The sequence below is a fragment of the Arenibaculum sp. genome, assembly GCF_035998295.1.
Taxonomy (GTDB): domain Bacteria; phylum Pseudomonadota; class Alphaproteobacteria; order Azospirillales; family Azospirillaceae; genus DASYHS01.
The window spans coordinates 1-14,302 of sequence record NZ_DASYHS010000196.1 but is presented as its reverse complement, the minus strand read 5'-3'; the positions used below and the strand labels follow the sequence as shown (position 1 = coordinate 14,302).

The window sequence follows — 14,302 nt, the reverse complement described above, 5'->3', positions numbered from 1 at the left end:
ACGATCACCGGGCCGGCGCTGTTCGGCCTCGCCGACGTGGCGCTCTACGCCGCGGTGCTCAGCCGGATCGGCCGGGTCGAGCTGGCCGTCACCACGAGCATGACCATCAACTTCCTGCGCCGCCCCAGGCCGGCCCCGGTGGTCGCCGAGGCGCGGCTCCTGAAGCTCGGCAAGCGGCTGGCCTATGGCGACGTCCTGATCTTCCCGGAAGGCGAGGCGGAGCCGGTGGCCCATGCGAGCGGGACCTACTCGGTGCCACCCGGCGCGGTATCATGATACCCGGAAGGTCATTTCGCAGAAATTAGCCCATGTTTTCAGCGGTTTACGTTTCCGGTATCATAATACCATAACACTAAACCCCTTATTCGCGGTGCTTTTTCCCGTTGACGGGCAGGGGGCGCCGCCGTATATGTGCGGCCACTTCGGTGCGGGGCGCGGCCTTGTGCCGTATCCGGTTATTCTCGTGAGAGTGGCTATGAAGACCCTGTCCCTGAAGCCGTCCGAGGTCGAGAAGAAGTGGTACGTGATCGACGCGAACGGTCTCGTTCTCGGGCGCATGGCGAGCATCGTCGCCAATATGCTGCGCGGCAAGCACAAGCCGGCCTATACCCCGCACATCGACTGCGGTGACAACATCATCGTCGTGAACGCCGAGAAGGTGCGCCTGACCGGCAACAAGCGCAACGACGACATCTTCTACTGGCACACCGGCTATCCCGGCGGCATCAAGGGGCGCTCGAAGGGGCAGATCCTCGACGGCCGCTATCCGGAGCGCGTGATCCAGAAGGCGGTCGAGCGGATGGTTCCGCGCGGGCCGCTCGGTCGGCAGCAGATGCGCAACCTGAAGGTCTATGCCGGACCGTCCCACCCGCACGAGGCCCAGCAGCCCGAGACCCTCGATCTCGGCGCCCGCAACCCGAAGAACAAGAGGATCGCGTAACCATGGCGCAGGTCATCCAGTCTCTCGCCGACCTGAAGACGCAGGCTCCCTCCCCGGTGGCCGAGGCGTCGGAGTTGCCGGAGCCGAAGCTGGACGCGTTCGGCCGCGCCTACGCGACCGGCAAGCGCAAGGACGCGGTCGCCCGCGTGTGGATCAAGCCCGGCACGGGCCGGATCACCGTGAACGACCGCGAGATCGCGGTGTACTTCGCCCGCCCCGTCCTGCGGATGATGATCAACCAGCCGTTCGAGGTGGTGGCCCGGGTCGACCAGTACGACGTCGTGTGCACCGTCACCGGCGGCGGGCTCTCGGGCCAGGCCGGCGCGGTCCGGCACGGCATCTCCAAGGCCCTCACCTACTATGAGCCGGGCCTGCGCCCGCCGCTCAAGGCCGCCGGCTTCCTGACCCGCGACGCCCGCGTCGTCGAGCGCAAGAAGTACGGCAAGGCGAAGGCGCGCCGCAGCTTCCAGTTCTCGAAGCGCTGACCGGCACCGCCTCACGAACCACCGCGAATATCGTCGTTGGCAGGGCGTCCCGACCGGGGCGCCCTGTCGTGTTTGAGAGACCCCGGTTCCCACGCGGAGACTCCCGATGCCCAATTCGGTCGAGACCATCAGGATCGCCATCCTCGGCGCCAGCGGCTACACCGGCGCCGAACTCGTGCGCCTGCTGTCGCGCCATCCCGCCGCCCGCATCGCGGCGCTGACGGCGGAGCGGCAGGCCGGCCGACCCCTGACGGAGGTGTTCCCGCATCTCGGCCATCTCGGGCTGCCGGACCTCGTGAAGATCGATCAGGTGGACTGGTCCGGCATCGATTTCGTGTTCTGCGCGCTGCCCCACGGCACCACGCAGGAGATCATCGCGGCTCTCCCGCACGCGCTGAGGGTCGTCGACCTGTCGGCCGATTTCCGCCTCGCCGACCCGGCCCTCTATGCGGAGTGGTACGGGCACGAGCACCGGGCGGTCGAGCTGCAGACGCAGGCGGTCTACGGCCTGACCGAGCTGAACCGGCGCGCCGTCCGCGACGCGCGCCTGGTCGCCAATCCCGGCTGCTATCCGACCGCGACCCTGCTGCCGCTGCTGCCGCTGCTCCTGGACGGGCTGGTCGAGGCCGAGGACATCATCGTCGACGCCAAGTCCGGCGTCAGCGGCGCCGGGCGCGACGCCAAGCAGCAGAACCTCTTCACCGAGGTAAGCGAGGGCATGCACGCCTACGGCGTCGGCCGCCACCGCCACATGCCGGAGATGGAGCAGGAACTGTCGCTGGCCGCCGGCCGCCCGGTCACCATGGCCTTCACCCCGCACCTGATCCCGATGAACCGGGGCGAGTTCATCACGACCTATGTCCGGCTCGCCGGTGCGCGCACGGCCGACGACCTGCGCGCGGCCCTGGCCGAGCGCTACCGCAACGAGCCGTTCATCCGCGTCCTGCCGGCGGGCACCGTGCCCCATACCCGGCACGTCCGCGGCTCAAACGAGGTGCATGTGTCGGTGTTCCGCGACCGGCTGCCGGGCCGCGCGATCGTGCTCTCCGTGCTCGACAACCTGGTCAAGGGCGCCTCGGGCCAGGCCGTGCAGAACATGAACGTGATGCACGGGCTGATCGAGACGATGGGGCTGGAGCAGGCGCCGCTGTTCCCCTGACGGTTGTTTCCCGCGGGCGCGCACCCGTGCTACGATCGGGCATGCGGCAGGTGAGGCCATGAACACGATCGGCGGCGTCGGCTTCTTCCCCTTCGGCGTGCCCGGCAGTCTGCGCGGCGACGTGGCCGAGGCGCGCCCCGCTTCCGGCCAGGCGCCGGGTACGCGACAGGCCGCGGCACCCGGTGCGGCGATCCGGCTCGACCTCGGGGGTGCGGGGACCGATGCCGAGACGCGCCTGCGCGAGAGGCTGGGCCAGGTCGTCGGCGTCCTGCACCGCGACGCGGCCGAGCGCGACGCGGTCGTCGGGCGGATGATGGACGCCTTGCGCGGGCGCCTGGACGGGGCCGATGCGGTGGAGATCCGCGTCACCTCGCTGCGGGTCGATCACGGCGGTGCTGCGACGGTGACCCAGCCCGTGATCGAGGTCGGTACCGTCAAGGACGGCCGGGTAGGGGCCGAGGACACGTCCGTGTTCGCCCTCGACGGCCGGTCCGCCGGCCTGGGTGCTGCGGCGATCGCCGAGGGCTGGCGCCACGGTACCTTCGCCAGCCGGCAGGACCTTCCCCCGGCGCCGGACGCCGACGCCGGCCTCAAAGCCGCGCGCGAGGCGCTGGAACGGCTGAGGGCGCTCCGGAAATAGGTCCTCTCCCGCCGTCCGTCACCGCGCGTCGTGGAAGATGATGCCCAGCGTGTGCCGGCGGCCCGCGCGCAGGCGGCTGACGCCGTGGCGCAGGACGACGCGGTAGGTGCCGCGGGTACCCCGGACCGGGCGATGATGGACCGGGAAGACCACCCCGTCGCCGCGGCGCAGTGGTACGACCTCGACCCGCGACTGCATCCGTGGGCGCTGCTCCGTCAGCACGAACTCGCCGCCGGTGAAGTCGCGGCCGGGTTCGGACAGCAGGACCGCGACCTGGAGCGGGAACACGTGCTCGCCGTACAGGTCCTGGTGCAGGCAGTTGTAGTCGCCGGCCCCGTATTCCAGCAGCAGTGGCGTCGGCTTCGTCTGGCCGGCCTCGTGGCAGCGCTCCAGGAAGGCCGCGTGGTCGTCCGGAAAGCGCTGGTCGAGGCCCATCGCCGCGTTCCAGCGGTTCGCGATCCCTGCCAGCGGCGGGTAGAGCGTCGTGCGCAGCGTCGCCACGACGGCGGGCAGCGGGTGGGCGAAGTACTTGTACTCGCCCCGGCCGAAGCCGTGCCGGGCCATGACGACGCGGCTGCGGAAGCGCTCGTCCCGACCGTATTCCGCGGCGAGCGCCTCGCACTGCGCCTCGGCCAGCAGGCCGGGGAGGATGGCGCATCCATGCGCGTCCAGCTCCTCCCCGATCCAGTCCCAATCCGTGGTCATCCGTCCTCCAGTGCCGGGGCCAGTGCCGTGGCCAGTGCCGGGGCCGATCCTGCCGCGCCTTGCCGATGACCCGCGCGTCTTCCAGAATGGCGGCCAGAATCGCGCCGGCGCCGCGCCGACGCACTCCGCCCCTTGCTCTCAATCGAGGAGATCCGATGTCCGCCCTGATCCTGCTCCACCGCGGCAAGACCCCGCAGATCGACCGGACGGCTTTCGTCGCGCCGACCGCCACCGTGATCGGCGACGTCGTGATCGGCGAGGACAGCGGCATCTGGTTCGGCTGCGTCGTCCGCGGCGACGTCAACGAGATCCGCGTCGGCAGGCGCACCAACATCCAGGACGGCACCGTGATCCACGTGGCCTCGCGCGGGCAGGGGACCTATGTCGGCGACGGCGTGACGGTCGGGCACATGGCGCTGCTGCACGCCTGCACGGTCGATGACGGCGCCTTCATCGGCATGAAGGCCTGCGTGATGGACGGCGCCGTGGTCGAGAGCGGGGCGATGGTGGCGGCGGGGGCGCTGGTGACGCCGGGCAAGCGCGTGCCCCGCGGCGAGCTGTGGGCCGGCAGCCCGGCGCGCAAGCTGCGCGACCTGACCGCGGACGAGATCGCCGGCTTCGCCCGCCAGGCCGCGCACTATGTCGAGCTCGCCGGTTCCTACCGGACGGCCTGACGGCCTCACACCACGCGCGACGCGACGTAGCTGCCGGGCGCGTCCTCGAGCGCGGGCAGGCCGCCCTCGCCGGGGACGCGGGCCGGAACCTTGCCGCCGGCATGGCGCTGCAGCCACTTGCCCCATTCCGGCCACCAGGAGCCGGGGGCCTGCTTCGCCCCCTCCAGCCACTGCTCCGGGCTCTTCGGCAGCTTCGCGTTGACCCAATGGCAGTACTTGCCGGCCGCCGGCGGGTTGACGACGCCGGCGATGTGGCCCGAGGCGGACAGGACGAACTTCACCGGCCCGGAAAAGATCTGGGTCGCCGCGTAGGTCGACTTCCAGGGCGCGATGTGGTCCTCCTTGGTCGACAGCAGGAAAGCCGGCGTCTTGATCGTGCGCAGGTCGATCGGCACCCCCTTCAGGGTGATGCCGCCGGGCTGCACCAGCAGGTTCTTCTGGTACATGTTGCGCAGGTAGAAGCTGTGCATCGCCGCCGGCATGCGGGTGCTGTCGCTGTTCCAGTACAGCAGGTCGAACGGGAAGGGGTCCTTGCCCAGCAGGTAGTTGTTGACGACGAAGGACCAGATCAGGTCGTTCGCGCGCAGCATGTTGAACGTCGTCGCCATCGCGTTGGCGTCGAGGTAGCCCTTGTCCTCCATCCGCTCCTCGAGCGCGCTCAGCTGCTCCTCGTCGATGAAGACCGACAGCTCCCCCGCCTCCGCGAAGTCGGTCATCGCGGTCAGGAAGGTGGCGCTCGCGACGCGGTCGTCGCCCTTGGCCGCCATGTAGGCCAGCGTGCAGGACAGCAGCGTGCCGCCGATGCAGTAGCCGACGACGTTGATCTCCCGCTCGCCGGTCGCCTTCTCGATCGCGTCCAGCGCCGCCAGCGGCCCCTCGATCATGTAGTCGCCGAAGTCCTTGGCCGCGAGGTTCTCGTCGGGATTGACCCAGGAGATCACGAACACCGTGTTGCCCTGGTCCACCGCCCATTTGATGAAGGAGTTCTTCTCGCGCAGGTCCAGGATGTAGAACTTGTTGATCCAGGGCGGCATGATCAGCAGCGGCCGCCGCGCCACCTGCCCGGTGGTCGGCGTGTACTGTATCAGCTGCATCAGGTCGTTCTGGTAGACGACCTTGCCGGGAGTGACGGCGACGTTCTTGCCGACCTGGAACGCCTCGTAGTCCGTCATCTTGATCGAGAGCTGGCCCTTGCCGCGCTCCAGATCGTCCAGCAGGTGCTCCAGCCCCTTGACCAGGTTCTCGCCGCCGCTCTCCAGCGTCATGCGCAGCACTTCCGGGTTGGTCAGCACGAAGTTGCTGGGCGCCATCGCGTCGACGAACTGGCGGGTGTAGAAGTCGACCTTGTTCTTGGTCTTATCGTCGAGCCCCTCGACCTCGCGGACGGAGGTCTGCAGGTAGCGTGCGCTCAGCAGGTAGCTCTGCTTGATGAAGTCGAACAGCGTGTTCTCGTCCCAGGCGCTGTCCTTGAACCGGCGGTCCTCCTTGGAGGGGGCTATCACCGGTGCCGCGTCCTGGCCGAGGAAGCGCTGGGTCGTGCGCTGCCACAAGGTCAGGTAGTCCTGCCACAGCGAGACCTGCGCCTGCATCAGCTTGACCGGGTCGGCCATCATGCGCGCCGTCATCTCGAGGAAGGCGCCGCCGATGTTCAGCGGGTCCGGCGACGCCGTGCCGGGCTCCTTGGCCTGGCGGGCGAGGAACTCGGAGACGAGGCGCTGGCTCTGCTCGGCGATCCGGGTCATGGCCTTCGACATCTCGACCGGATCGGGGAACTTGACCTCGGGGGCCTTCTCGTCGGCCATGGCACGATCTCCTCTGCGCGACCGCCGCCTTCGGTCGTCCGGCCGGGCCGGGCTTGTCGCGTCAGCCGAATTGATACAACATCGGGGCCGAAGTTTCATTGCCGCGTTGTGGCAGGCGCCGTGAACGGGCCCGGCGCCGCCGCGCCCTTTCGACGCAGCCGGCCCGGAGGACGACATGACAAAACCGATGGCGCTCGCGGCGCTGCTGCTGCTGGGGGCGTGCGCGAACTCTCCCTTGCTCGACCTGCTGGGCGGTGGCGCCGACCTGCCCGAGCCGGGCGAGCCGCCGACGCTGATACGCCGCGCGGCCGGCGGAACCGGGGAATGGCCGAACCTCGCGAGCGTGCCGCCGCGCCCGCAGGGCGTGCGCACGCCGGCGGAGCGCCAGGCGCTGCTCAATTCCCTCACGACCGAGCGCGAGGAGACGCGCGCCGCGGGCGCCGCGCTGGAGGCCCGCGACGCGCCGCCGCTGCCGCCCGTGCCGGAGATCCCCGCCCTTTCCGGCGAGGTCCCGCCGGTCGCCGGCGACCTGCCGGTGCCGGCGGCCCCGCCCGCGCGGTGACGGGGCGGCCGTGAAGACGTCGCGTTGACGGCGCCAGGGCCTTCGAAACCCCTCGATTATCCGAGGGGTGCGGGGTAAGTATTGTGCCCCCCGCGGGCCACGCGGGGATCTTTTCGCTTCCCTGGGTCACGAGGTTCGGGGCTCCCGATGAGCAGTACGGATTTTCACCGCGTCAAGCGGCTCCCTCCCTACGTCTTCGCCGAGGTCAACGCCATGAAGGCGCGGGCGCGGGCCGCGGGCGAGGACATCATCGACTTCGGCATGGGCAACCCGGACCTGCCCACCCCGCAGCACATCGTCGACAAACTGGTCGAGGCCGTGCGCGACCCGAAGACGCACCGCTACTCGAACTCCCGCGGGATCCCCGGCCTGCGCCGGGCGCAGGCGGCGTATTACCGGCGGCGCTTCGGCGTCGAGCTCGATCCGGAGAGCGAGATCTGCGTCACGATCGGCTCGAAGGAGGGGCTGGCCAACCTCGCCCAGGCGATCACCAGCCCGGGCGACGTGATCCTGGTGCCGAACCCCAGCTATCCCATCCATCCCTTCGGCTTCATTCTCGCCGGGGCCGCGATCCGGCACCTGCCGGTCGGCCAGGACTTCACCTTCCTGGAGCAGCTCGAGCGTGCGGTGCGCCACTCGGTGCCCAAGCCCCTGGCCCTGGTGCTGAACTATCCGTCCAACCCGACGGCGCAGGTGGTCGGGTTGGACTTCTACCGCCCGGTCGTCGAGTTCTGCCTGCAGCACGGCATCTACATCCTGTCCGACCTCGCCTATGCCGAGGTGTGGTTCGACGGCGAGCCGCCGCCCTCGATCCTGCAGATCCCCGGCGCGCGCGACATCGCGGTCGAGTTCACCTCGATGAGCAAGACCTACAGCATGGCCGGCTGGCGCATCGGCTTCGCCTGCGGGAACCGACGGTTGATCGGCGCGCTGGCGCGCATAAAGTCCTATCTCGACTACGGCGCCTTCACGCCGGTCCAGGTGGCCGCGACGGCGGCGCTGAACGGCCCGCAGGACTGCGTCGACGAGATGCGGCGGACCTACCGCCAGCGGCGCGACGTGCTGATCGAGGGGCTGGCGGCGGCCGGATGGGACGTGCCGTCGCCGCCGGCCAGCATGTTCGCCTGGGCGCCGATTCCGCCCCGCTTCGCCTCCATGGGCAGCCTGGAGTTCTCCAAGATGCTGCTGCAGGAGGCGAAGGTCGCGGTGGCGCCGGGCATCGGGTTCGGCGAGTACGGCGACGGCCATGTCCGCCTCGCGCTGGTCGAGAACGTCCACCGCATCCGGCAGGCGTGCCGGAGCATCAAGCAGTTCTTCCAATCCCAGGGGGTGAATGCCGTGGCTGACCGAAAACAGCCCGTGAAGGCGAAGGCGTCGTGACGGGGCCGCTCAGGATCGGGATCGCCGGGCTCGGGACCGTCGGCGCGAACGTCGCGGCGCTGCTCGGGCGCCAGCAGGACCTTCTGGCGCTGCGCTGCGGCCGGCCGCTCGTCGTCACCGCCGTCAGCGCCCGGCGCCGCGGCGCCGACAGGGGCGTGGACCTGTCGGCCGTGCGCTGGCACGACGACCCGGTATCGCTCGCGACCGATCCCAAGGTCGACGTGGTGTGCGAGCTGATCGGCGGCTCCGACGGCGTCGCGCGCGCGCTGGTCGAGGCGGCGCTGGCCGCCGGCAAGGACGTGGTGACCGCCAACAAGGCGCTGCTCGCCCATCACGGCACGGCGCTGGCGCGCGCAGCCGAGGAGCGCGGGCTGACGCTCGGCTACGAGGCGGCGGTCGCAGGCGGCATCCCGGCGATCAAGGGGCTGCGCGAAGGGCTGGCCGCCAACGCGATCCGGGAAGTGCACGGCATCCTGAACGGCACCTGCAACTACATCCTGACCGAGATGCGCGAGACGGGCCGCGGCTTCGAGGACGTGCTGGCCGAGGCGCAACGCCTGGGCTACGCCGAGGCCGACCCGAGCTTCGACGTCGACGGCGTGGACGCCGCCCACAAGCTCGCGATCCTGACCGCGCTCGCCTTCGGCTGCGAGGTCGATTTCGGCGCCGTGCACGTCGAGGGCATCCGACACGTCACCGCGGTCGACATCCAGTACGCGGCCGAGCTCGGCTACCGCATCAAGCTGCTGGGCATCGCGCGCCGGACCGACGACGGGATCGAGCAGCGCGTCCATCCCTGCATGGTGCCGGTCGGCGCCCCGATCGCGGCGGTGGACGGGGTGTTCAACGCGGTCGTCGCCGACGGCGACTTCGTCGACAAGGTCCTGCTGGTCGGCCGCGGGGCCGGCGGCGGGCCGACCGCCTCGGCGGTGGTCGCGGACCTGGTCGACGTCGCGCGCGGCCGCCGCACGCCGACCTTCGCGGTGCCGGCGCCCGGGCTGACCCGGATGCGCCCGGCGCCCATTTCGGCGCGAAAGGGGGCTTACTACGTGCGTTTGATGGTCGTCGACCGCCCCGGTGTGATAGCCGATATCGCCGCGGCGCTGCGCGACGAGCGGGTGTCGATGGAATCGTTCCTGCAGCGGGGACGCTCCCCGGAGGAGGCCGTGCCGGTGGTCCTGACCACCCACGATACCGAGGAGGCGGCGATGCTGCGCGCGCTGCGCACGATCGAGACCTTCGACGCCGTCCTCGAGCCGCCGCGGATGATCCGTATCGAGACGTTCTGAACCAACCGTAACGACAAGAATCCCGAGGGGGAGAAGAACAAATGGCAGAGCAACCGCAGACGATGGACCGCAACCTCGCGCTGGAGGCCGTTCGCGTGACCGAGGCGGCCGCCCTCGCGGCATCGCTGCTGGTCGGGCGCGGGGACGAGAAGGCGGCCGACCAGGCTGCGGTGGACGCCATGCGCCAGGCGCTGAACAGCCTGGCGATCGACGGCACGGTCGTGATCGGCGAGGGCGAGCGCGACGAGGCGCCGATGCTCTACATCGGCGAGAAGGTCGGCGGCGGCGGGCCGAAGATCGACATCGCCCTCGACCCGCTGGAGGGCACGACCATCACCGCCAAGGGCGGGCCGAACGCGCTGGCCGTCGTCGCCATGGCGGAGGAGGGCGGGTTCCTGAACGCCCCCGACGTCTACATGGACAAGATCGCCGTCGGCGCCGGCCTGCCCGAGGGCGTGGTCGACCTCGACGAGACGGTCGCGAACAACCTCAAGAACCTCGCCCGCGCCAAGGGCGCCGACGTATCGGAGCTGCTGGTCTGCATCCTCGACCGGCCGCGCCATGCCGAGCTGATCGCCCGCGTGCGCGAGGCGGGTGCCCGCATCAACCTGATCTCGGACGGCGACGTCTCGGGCGTGATCGCGACCAGCCAGGCCCATACCGGCCTCGATATCTACATGGGCTCGGGCGGCGCGCCGGAAGGCGTGCTGGCGGCGGCGGCGCTGCGCTGCATCGGCGGCCAGTTCCAGGGCCGGCTGCTGTTCCGCAACGACGAGGAGAAGGCACGCGCCGCACGCTGGGGCATCCAGGACCTGAACCGGAAATACGATCTGCACGAGCTGGCGAGCGGCAACGTGATGTTCGCCGCGACCGGCGTCACGACCGGCCCGATGCTGCAGGGCGTGCGCCGCTTCGCCGGCGGGGCGGTGACCCATTCCGTGATCATGCGCTCGAAGAGCGGCACGGTGCGCTACATCGAGGCGCACCACAATTTCCGCCGCAAGACCGGCTTCATCCCGATGGATGCGTGAGAGGCTGCCCTTCGCCGATGTCGCTTGACCCGCGGCCCGCCCGCCGTGCATCCAGGGGGACGATGAGCCCCGGAGGAGCCGCCGGCCGGGCCGGCCGCAGGTCGTGAGCGAGATACTGACCCAAACAGCCCCCGTTTCCGCCCCCGTCTCCGGTTCCGCCCCCGCCTTCCTCGCGGTCGAGCGGTCGGCGACCGGCCGGCGCTGGCTCGCCAGCGCCGCCGACGACCGGCTGGCGCTGGCGCTCGCCCAGGGCCACGGCCTGCCGGAGGTGGTGGCCCGCGTGCTGGCCGCGCGCGGCGTCGGCATGGACGGGGCGGCGACCTTCCTCGCCCCGACGCTGCGCGCCCTGCTGCCGGACCCGTGCCACCTCAAGGACATGGATCTGGCGGCGCGGCGGGTCGCGGCCGCGATCATGGGCGGGGAGAAGGCGGCGGTGTTCGGCGACTACGACGTCGACGGCGCCACCTCCTCGGCGCTGCTGCGTCGCTTCTTCCGCGCGGCCGGCGGCGACCTCGTCGTTTACATCCCCGACCGGATCGCCGAGGGCTACGGCCCGAACGGGCCGGCGCTGGAAGGGCTGGCGGCGTCCGGCGTGCGCCTGGTGATCACGGTCGACTGCGGCACGACGGCGTTCGAGCCGCTGGAGACGGCGGCCGGCTGCGGGCTGGAGGTGATCGTCGTCGACCACCACGCCGCGGAAGCGCGCCTGCCCCGCGCGCTCGCGGTGGTCAACCCGAACCGTCTCGACGAGACCTCGCCGCACAAGACGCTGTGCGCGGCCGGCGTCGCCTTCCTGCTGGTGGTGGCGGTCAACCGGCTGCTGCGCGGGGCGGGCTGGTACCGCGACGGCCGGCCGGAGCCGGACCTGCTGTCGTGGCTGGACCTCGTGGCGCTCGGCACGGTGTGCGACGTCGTGCCCCTGACCGGCCTGAACCGGGCGCTGGTGGCCCAGGGCCTGAAGGTGATGGCCCGGCGCACCAATACCGGGATCGCGGCGCTGTCGGACCTGTGCCGCCTGCAGGAGCGGCCGGACGCCTACCATGCCGGCTTCGTGTTCGGCCCGCGGGTGAACGCCGGTGGCCGGGTAGGGGCGGCGGACCTGGGCGCGCGCCTGCTGTCGACCGACGATCCGGCGGAGGCCGCGATGCTCGCGGCCCGGCTCGACGCCCACAACGCCGAGCGCAAGGCGGTGGAGGGCGCGGTTCTGGAGCAGGCGCTGGCGGCGGTGGAGGCCGACCCCGCGCCGATGGGCGAGCTGGTGTTCGTGGCCGGCGACGGCTGGCATCCCGGCGTGATCGGCATCGTCGCCGCGCGCCTGAAGGAGCGCTACAACCGCCCGGCCTGCGTCGTCGCGGTCGAGGAGGGTATCGGCAAGGCGTCGGGCCGTTCGGTGCGCGGCGTCGATCTGGGCGAGGCGGTGATCGCGGCGCGCCATGCCGGGCTGCTGATCAACGGCGGCGGCCACCGCATGGCGGCGGGCTTCACGGTCGCGGCCGAGCGCATGGCCGAGCTGAAGCGCTTCCTCGCCGCCCACATCGCCGCCCGCCAGGCCGCCGGCGGCCCGCTGGTGCCGACGCTGGAGGTCGACGGCGCCATCTCCCTGGCCGGCGCCACGCCGGCGCTGGTGGAGCTTCTGGCGCGTCTAGGCCCCTTCGGCACCGCCAACCCCGAGCCGCGCTTCGCGGTGCCGGACGCGCGCGTCGCGCGCGCCGACGTGGTGGGCGCGAACCACGTCCGCTGCTTCCTGACCGCCGGCCCGGGCACGCGCCTGAAGGCGATGGCGTTCCGTGCGCTAGACACCGAGCTCGGCCAGCTGCTGCTGAAGAGCGGCGGAGCGCCCCTGCACCTGGTCGGTCATCTGCGGGTCGACCGCTGGAACGGCAATGACGGCGTGCAGCTGATGATCGAGGACGCGGCCCCGGCCCGCGGTGACGGCGGCGGCCGGGAGTAGGAGCGGGCAAAAACGGTTTGACTTGCCCGCCTACGCCTTGTATCTACCCGCCCACGCCTCGCCGTCCCCTTCGTCTAGAGGCCTAGGACACCGCCCTTTCACGGCGGCGACACGGGTTCGAATCCCGTAGGGGACGCCACGCTCTACACTTCGTTGCGCATCCCAGCCAAGTGGGCCGGCCGAGGATTGAATCCCGCGAGGAGCGCGGCGCCGGCAACGGCCGAACTGACGCGGCCGTTCGACTGCCCGCTGTAGGTAGGCTGCAATACTCGCTCCCGCCAGTTGACACTGCGCAGCTCGCTTGACCACGGCCCCAGCAGGTCCTCGACGGGAACACCGGACATGGCGATCTCCCAAAGCCTGGATCAACAGACGGGGGCCGCCCTAACGCGACTGTAATGCTAAGTTAGCATGCTATAGCTGACGTGCTGTGCGTTCCTGTAGGGGATACCGCTTTCCGCGGTAATAGTCATGTAGTCCGCATTGCCTCTTGGGGTGCGCTCTGTCTGCTATGCTGACGATGCTATACCCGTTTTTGAGGTACGGTGGCATCGGCAGATGCCAGTTGCTGGTCAAGTGTCACCAGTGCTGCGTCCACCTTCCGGGCAAGCCATAGATAGCTGGCATCGTAGACGGTGAGGCCGGCGTTGTTCGCCATGTCCAATACCTCGCCGTGGTTGACGTCCGCGCGCTCGATCGTCAGGCCGTCCAGCAGACGGAAGGCGGCCCGCAAGGATGTCCGCAGCTCCGGATGCCGCCGCATCTTCTTGAGACAGACGTTGGCGACCTCGAGCCACAGCAACGGCGGCGCGAACAGCTGGCCATCGCGCAGCTGATCGGCGACGGAACCGGCTTCCGGCTCGCCGAAGAGCAGGGCAGCGATAGCCGAGGCATCAACCACCTTAGCGGCCATTGCGGTCTTCTCGCACCATATCGGCGGATTCGGGTGGCGTGGACAGGCGGAGGCGCCGGACCTCTGCCAGCACATCATCAGCAGAGAGCGGGCGATGTTCCTGAACCGCCTCCTCGATGATCGCCATCAGTTCCCCTTGCAGCGAGCGGTGATTCCGCTCGGCACGTGCTCTGAGGCGACTAACGACATCGTCTGGCGCATTCTTGATCGACAGGTTTACCGGCATGGATGGCTCCATAATGGCACCATTATGGATCTAACGTACGCCGGGGCGTCGCCCCGGTCAACGTGGGTTGTCCCGTCATGTCCCAACTTGGGAGCAGCCGAATCGTCGCGCGCAATATGGGTCCCTTGATTACCTCGACCTTGATCATCCTACTGTCAGGTCGGAAAAATGCCCCCGCTGCTCAGCCCCCATCAAGCACCGGCCGCACACCGTGGCGCACCGCGATCTCAATGACCTTCTCCATATCTGGCGCTTCGGACGACGCGTAGCGGTCAAGGTCGGCGAAGAAGGCCTCCGCCCCGGCGGGCGCCAGCAGCGTCAGCAGCCGCGTCCCCGGCGCGGCGCGGCCCGTGAAGGCGTGGACCGTGTTGGGCGGGATGCGGACGAAGGTGCCGGCGCCCGCCTCGAAGACGCGCTCGCCCAGCATCATCTCGACCGCCCCCGAGAGGATGTAATATGCCTCGTCCCAGGCGTGGGTATGCGGCGGCGTCGGTGCGCCCGGCCGCTTCTCGATCTCGAAGACGGACCAGGCACCCCGGGCACCC

The 14,302-nt window shown here is 70.2% G+C and carries 17 protein-coding genes and 1 tRNA gene; 12 read left to right on the top strand and 6 right to left on the bottom strand.

Going from position 1 to position 14,302, the window contains the following annotated elements; genetic code table 11:
- The 5 genes from VGO20_RS19465 to VGO20_RS19445 all read left to right on the top strand — a co-directional run.
- On the top strand, positions 1-276 hold a 276-nt coding region (locus VGO20_RS19465; protein ID WP_327504042.1), incomplete at its 5' end, for a PaaI family thioesterase.
- 199 nt (positions 277-475) lie between these two features.
- Positions 476-940 (top strand): 50S ribosomal protein L13, encoded by a 465-nt coding sequence (rplM, locus tag VGO20_RS19460; RefSeq protein ID WP_327504041.1) that lies wholly within the window; start codon positions 476-478, stop codon positions 938-940.
- 2 nt (positions 941-942) lie between these two features.
- Positions 943-1,425: a 30S ribosomal protein S9 gene (gene rpsI / locus VGO20_RS19455; RefSeq protein WP_327504040.1), complete on the top strand. Its 483-nt coding sequence runs from the start codon at positions 943-945 to the stop codon at positions 1,423-1,425.
- Positions 1,426-1,531: 106 nt separating this feature from the next.
- Positions 1,532-2,584: an N-acetyl-gamma-glutamyl-phosphate reductase gene (gene argC, locus VGO20_RS19450; protein ID WP_327504039.1), complete on the top strand. Its 1,053-nt coding sequence runs from the start codon at positions 1,532-1,534 to the stop codon at positions 2,582-2,584.
- Positions 2,585-2,642: 58 nt separating this feature from the next.
- Positions 2,643-3,224 (top strand): hypothetical protein, encoded by a 582-nt coding sequence (locus VGO20_RS19445; RefSeq protein ID WP_327504038.1) that lies wholly within the window; start codon positions 2,643-2,645, stop codon positions 3,222-3,224.
- Between the two features lie 18 nt (positions 3,225-3,242).
- Here the strand turns inward: VGO20_RS19445 and VGO20_RS19440 are convergent, their stop codons facing one another.
- Positions 3,243-3,929 (bottom strand): 2OG-Fe(II) oxygenase, encoded by a 687-nt coding sequence (locus tag VGO20_RS19440; RefSeq protein ID WP_327504037.1) that lies wholly within the window; start codon positions 3,927-3,929, stop codon positions 3,243-3,245.
- Positions 3,930-4,084: 155 nt separating this feature from the next.
- Here VGO20_RS19440 and VGO20_RS19435 point away from each other — a divergent pair, with 155 nt between their 5' ends.
- Positions 4,085-4,603, top strand: a complete 519-nt coding sequence (locus VGO20_RS19435; protein ID WP_327504036.1) for a gamma carbonic anhydrase family protein — start codon at positions 4,085-4,087, stop codon at positions 4,601-4,603.
- Positions 4,604-4,608: 5 nt separating this feature from the next.
- Here the strand turns inward: VGO20_RS19435 and VGO20_RS19430 are convergent, their stop codons facing one another.
- A complete protein-coding gene (locus VGO20_RS19430; protein WP_327504035.1) occupies positions 4,609-6,405 on the bottom strand; it encodes a PHA/PHB synthase family protein in 1,797 nt (598 codons plus the stop codon).
- 175 nt (positions 6,406-6,580) lie between these two features.
- On the opposite strand from VGO20_RS19430, the gene VGO20_RS19425 reads away from it, so the two are divergent.
- The 6 genes from VGO20_RS19425 to VGO20_RS19400 all read left to right on the top strand — a co-directional run bounded on the left by VGO20_RS19425 (position 6,581) and on the right by VGO20_RS19400 (position 12,757).
- Positions 6,581-6,967, top strand: a complete 387-nt coding sequence (locus VGO20_RS19425; RefSeq protein ID WP_327504034.1) for a hypothetical protein — start codon at positions 6,581-6,583, stop codon at positions 6,965-6,967.
- Positions 6,968-7,114: 147 nt separating this feature from the next.
- On the top strand, positions 7,115-8,347 hold the full coding sequence (locus VGO20_RS19420) for an LL-diaminopimelate aminotransferase (RefSeq protein WP_327504033.1): 1,233 nt from the start codon (positions 7,115-7,117) through the stop codon (positions 8,345-8,347).
- On the top strand, positions 8,344-9,636 hold the full coding sequence (locus tag VGO20_RS19415; RefSeq protein ID WP_327504032.1) for a homoserine dehydrogenase: 1,293 nt from the start codon (positions 8,344-8,346) through the stop codon (positions 9,634-9,636). The genes VGO20_RS19420 and VGO20_RS19415 overlap by 4 nt, the downstream gene beginning before the upstream one ends.
- Positions 9,637-9,698: 62 nt before the next feature.
- The gene (gene glpX, locus VGO20_RS19410; protein ID WP_327504043.1) at positions 9,699-10,667 is read left to right on the top strand and encodes a class II fructose-bisphosphatase; all 969 of its coding nucleotides are present in this window, start codon (positions 9,699-9,701) and stop codon (positions 10,665-10,667) included.
- A gap of 103 nt (positions 10,668-10,770) precedes the next feature.
- Positions 10,771-12,618 (top strand): single-stranded-DNA-specific exonuclease RecJ, encoded by a 1,848-nt coding sequence (gene recJ / locus VGO20_RS19405; RefSeq protein WP_327504031.1) that lies wholly within the window; start codon positions 10,771-10,773, stop codon positions 12,616-12,618.
- A 63-nt stretch (positions 12,619-12,681) separates the two neighbouring features.
- Positions 12,682-12,757, top strand: a tRNA-Glu gene (locus VGO20_RS19400).
- A 4-nt stretch (positions 12,758-12,761) separates the two neighbouring features.
- Here VGO20_RS19400 and VGO20_RS19395 read toward each other — a convergent pair.
- From VGO20_RS19395 to VGO20_RS19380, 4 genes are all read right to left on the bottom strand, one after another.
- On the bottom strand, positions 12,762-12,962 hold the full coding sequence (locus tag VGO20_RS19395; RefSeq protein WP_327504030.1) for a hypothetical protein: 201 nt from the start codon (positions 12,960-12,962) through the stop codon (positions 12,762-12,764).
- A gap of 179 nt (positions 12,963-13,141) precedes the next feature.
- On the bottom strand, positions 13,142-13,531 hold the full coding sequence (locus tag VGO20_RS19390; RefSeq protein ID WP_327504029.1) for a type II toxin-antitoxin system VapC family toxin: 390 nt from the start codon (positions 13,529-13,531) through the stop codon (positions 13,142-13,144).
- Positions 13,521-13,757 carry a FitA-like ribbon-helix-helix domain-containing protein gene (locus VGO20_RS19385; RefSeq protein WP_327504028.1) on the bottom strand — a complete coding sequence of 79 codons (237 nt, stop codon included), beginning with the start codon at positions 13,755-13,757 and terminating at the stop codon, positions 13,521-13,523. Before VGO20_RS19385 ends, VGO20_RS19390 begins: the two co-directional genes overlap by 11 nt.
- Before the next feature lie 181 nt (positions 13,758-13,938).
- Positions 13,939-14,302 (bottom strand): cupin domain-containing protein (locus VGO20_RS19380; RefSeq protein WP_327504027.1); only part of this gene is annotated, 364 nt, incomplete at its 5' end.

What these genes read in the sequence shown, in the direction of transcription:
- rplM (WP_327504041.1), top strand. Translation starts at nt 476, where the DNA reads ATGAAGACCCTGTCCCTGAAGCCGTCCGAGGTCGAGAAGAAGTGGTAC.
- rpsI (WP_327504040.1), top strand. Translation starts at nt 943, where the DNA reads ATGGCGCAGGTCATCCAGTCTCTCGCCGACCTGAAGACGCAGGCTCCC.
- argC (WP_327504039.1), top strand. Translation starts at nt 1,532, where the DNA reads ATGCCCAATTCGGTCGAGACCATCAGGATCGCCATCCTCGGCGCCAGC.
- VGO20_RS19445 (WP_327504038.1), top strand. Translation starts at nt 2,643, where the DNA reads ATGAACACGATCGGCGGCGTCGGCTTCTTCCCCTTCGGCGTGCCCGGC.
- VGO20_RS19440 (WP_327504037.1), bottom strand. Translation starts at nt 3,929, where the DNA reads ATGACCACGGATTGGGACTGGATCGGGGAGGAGCTGGACGCGCATGGA.
- VGO20_RS19435 (WP_327504036.1), top strand. Translation starts at nt 4,085, where the DNA reads ATGTCCGCCCTGATCCTGCTCCACCGCGGCAAGACCCCGCAGATCGAC.
- VGO20_RS19430 (WP_327504035.1), bottom strand. Translation starts at nt 6,405, where the DNA reads ATGGCCGACGAGAAGGCCCCCGAGGTCAAGTTCCCCGATCCGGTCGAG.
- VGO20_RS19425 (WP_327504034.1), top strand. Translation starts at nt 6,581, where the DNA reads ATGACAAAACCGATGGCGCTCGCGGCGCTGCTGCTGCTGGGGGCGTGC.
- VGO20_RS19420 (WP_327504033.1), top strand. Translation starts at nt 7,115, where the DNA reads ATGAGCAGTACGGATTTTCACCGCGTCAAGCGGCTCCCTCCCTACGTC.
- glpX (WP_327504043.1), top strand. Translation starts at nt 9,699, where the DNA reads ATGGACCGCAACCTCGCGCTGGAGGCCGTTCGCGTGACCGAGGCGGCC.
- VGO20_RS19395 (WP_327504030.1), bottom strand. Translation starts at nt 12,962, where the DNA reads ATGTCCGGTGTTCCCGTCGAGGACCTGCTGGGGCCGTGGTCAAGCGAG.
- VGO20_RS19390 (WP_327504029.1), bottom strand. Translation starts at nt 13,531, where the DNA reads ATGGCCGCTAAGGTGGTTGATGCCTCGGCTATCGCTGCCCTGCTCTTC.
- VGO20_RS19385 (WP_327504028.1), bottom strand. Translation starts at nt 13,757, where the DNA reads ATGCCGGTAAACCTGTCGATCAAGAATGCGCCAGACGATGTCGTTAGT.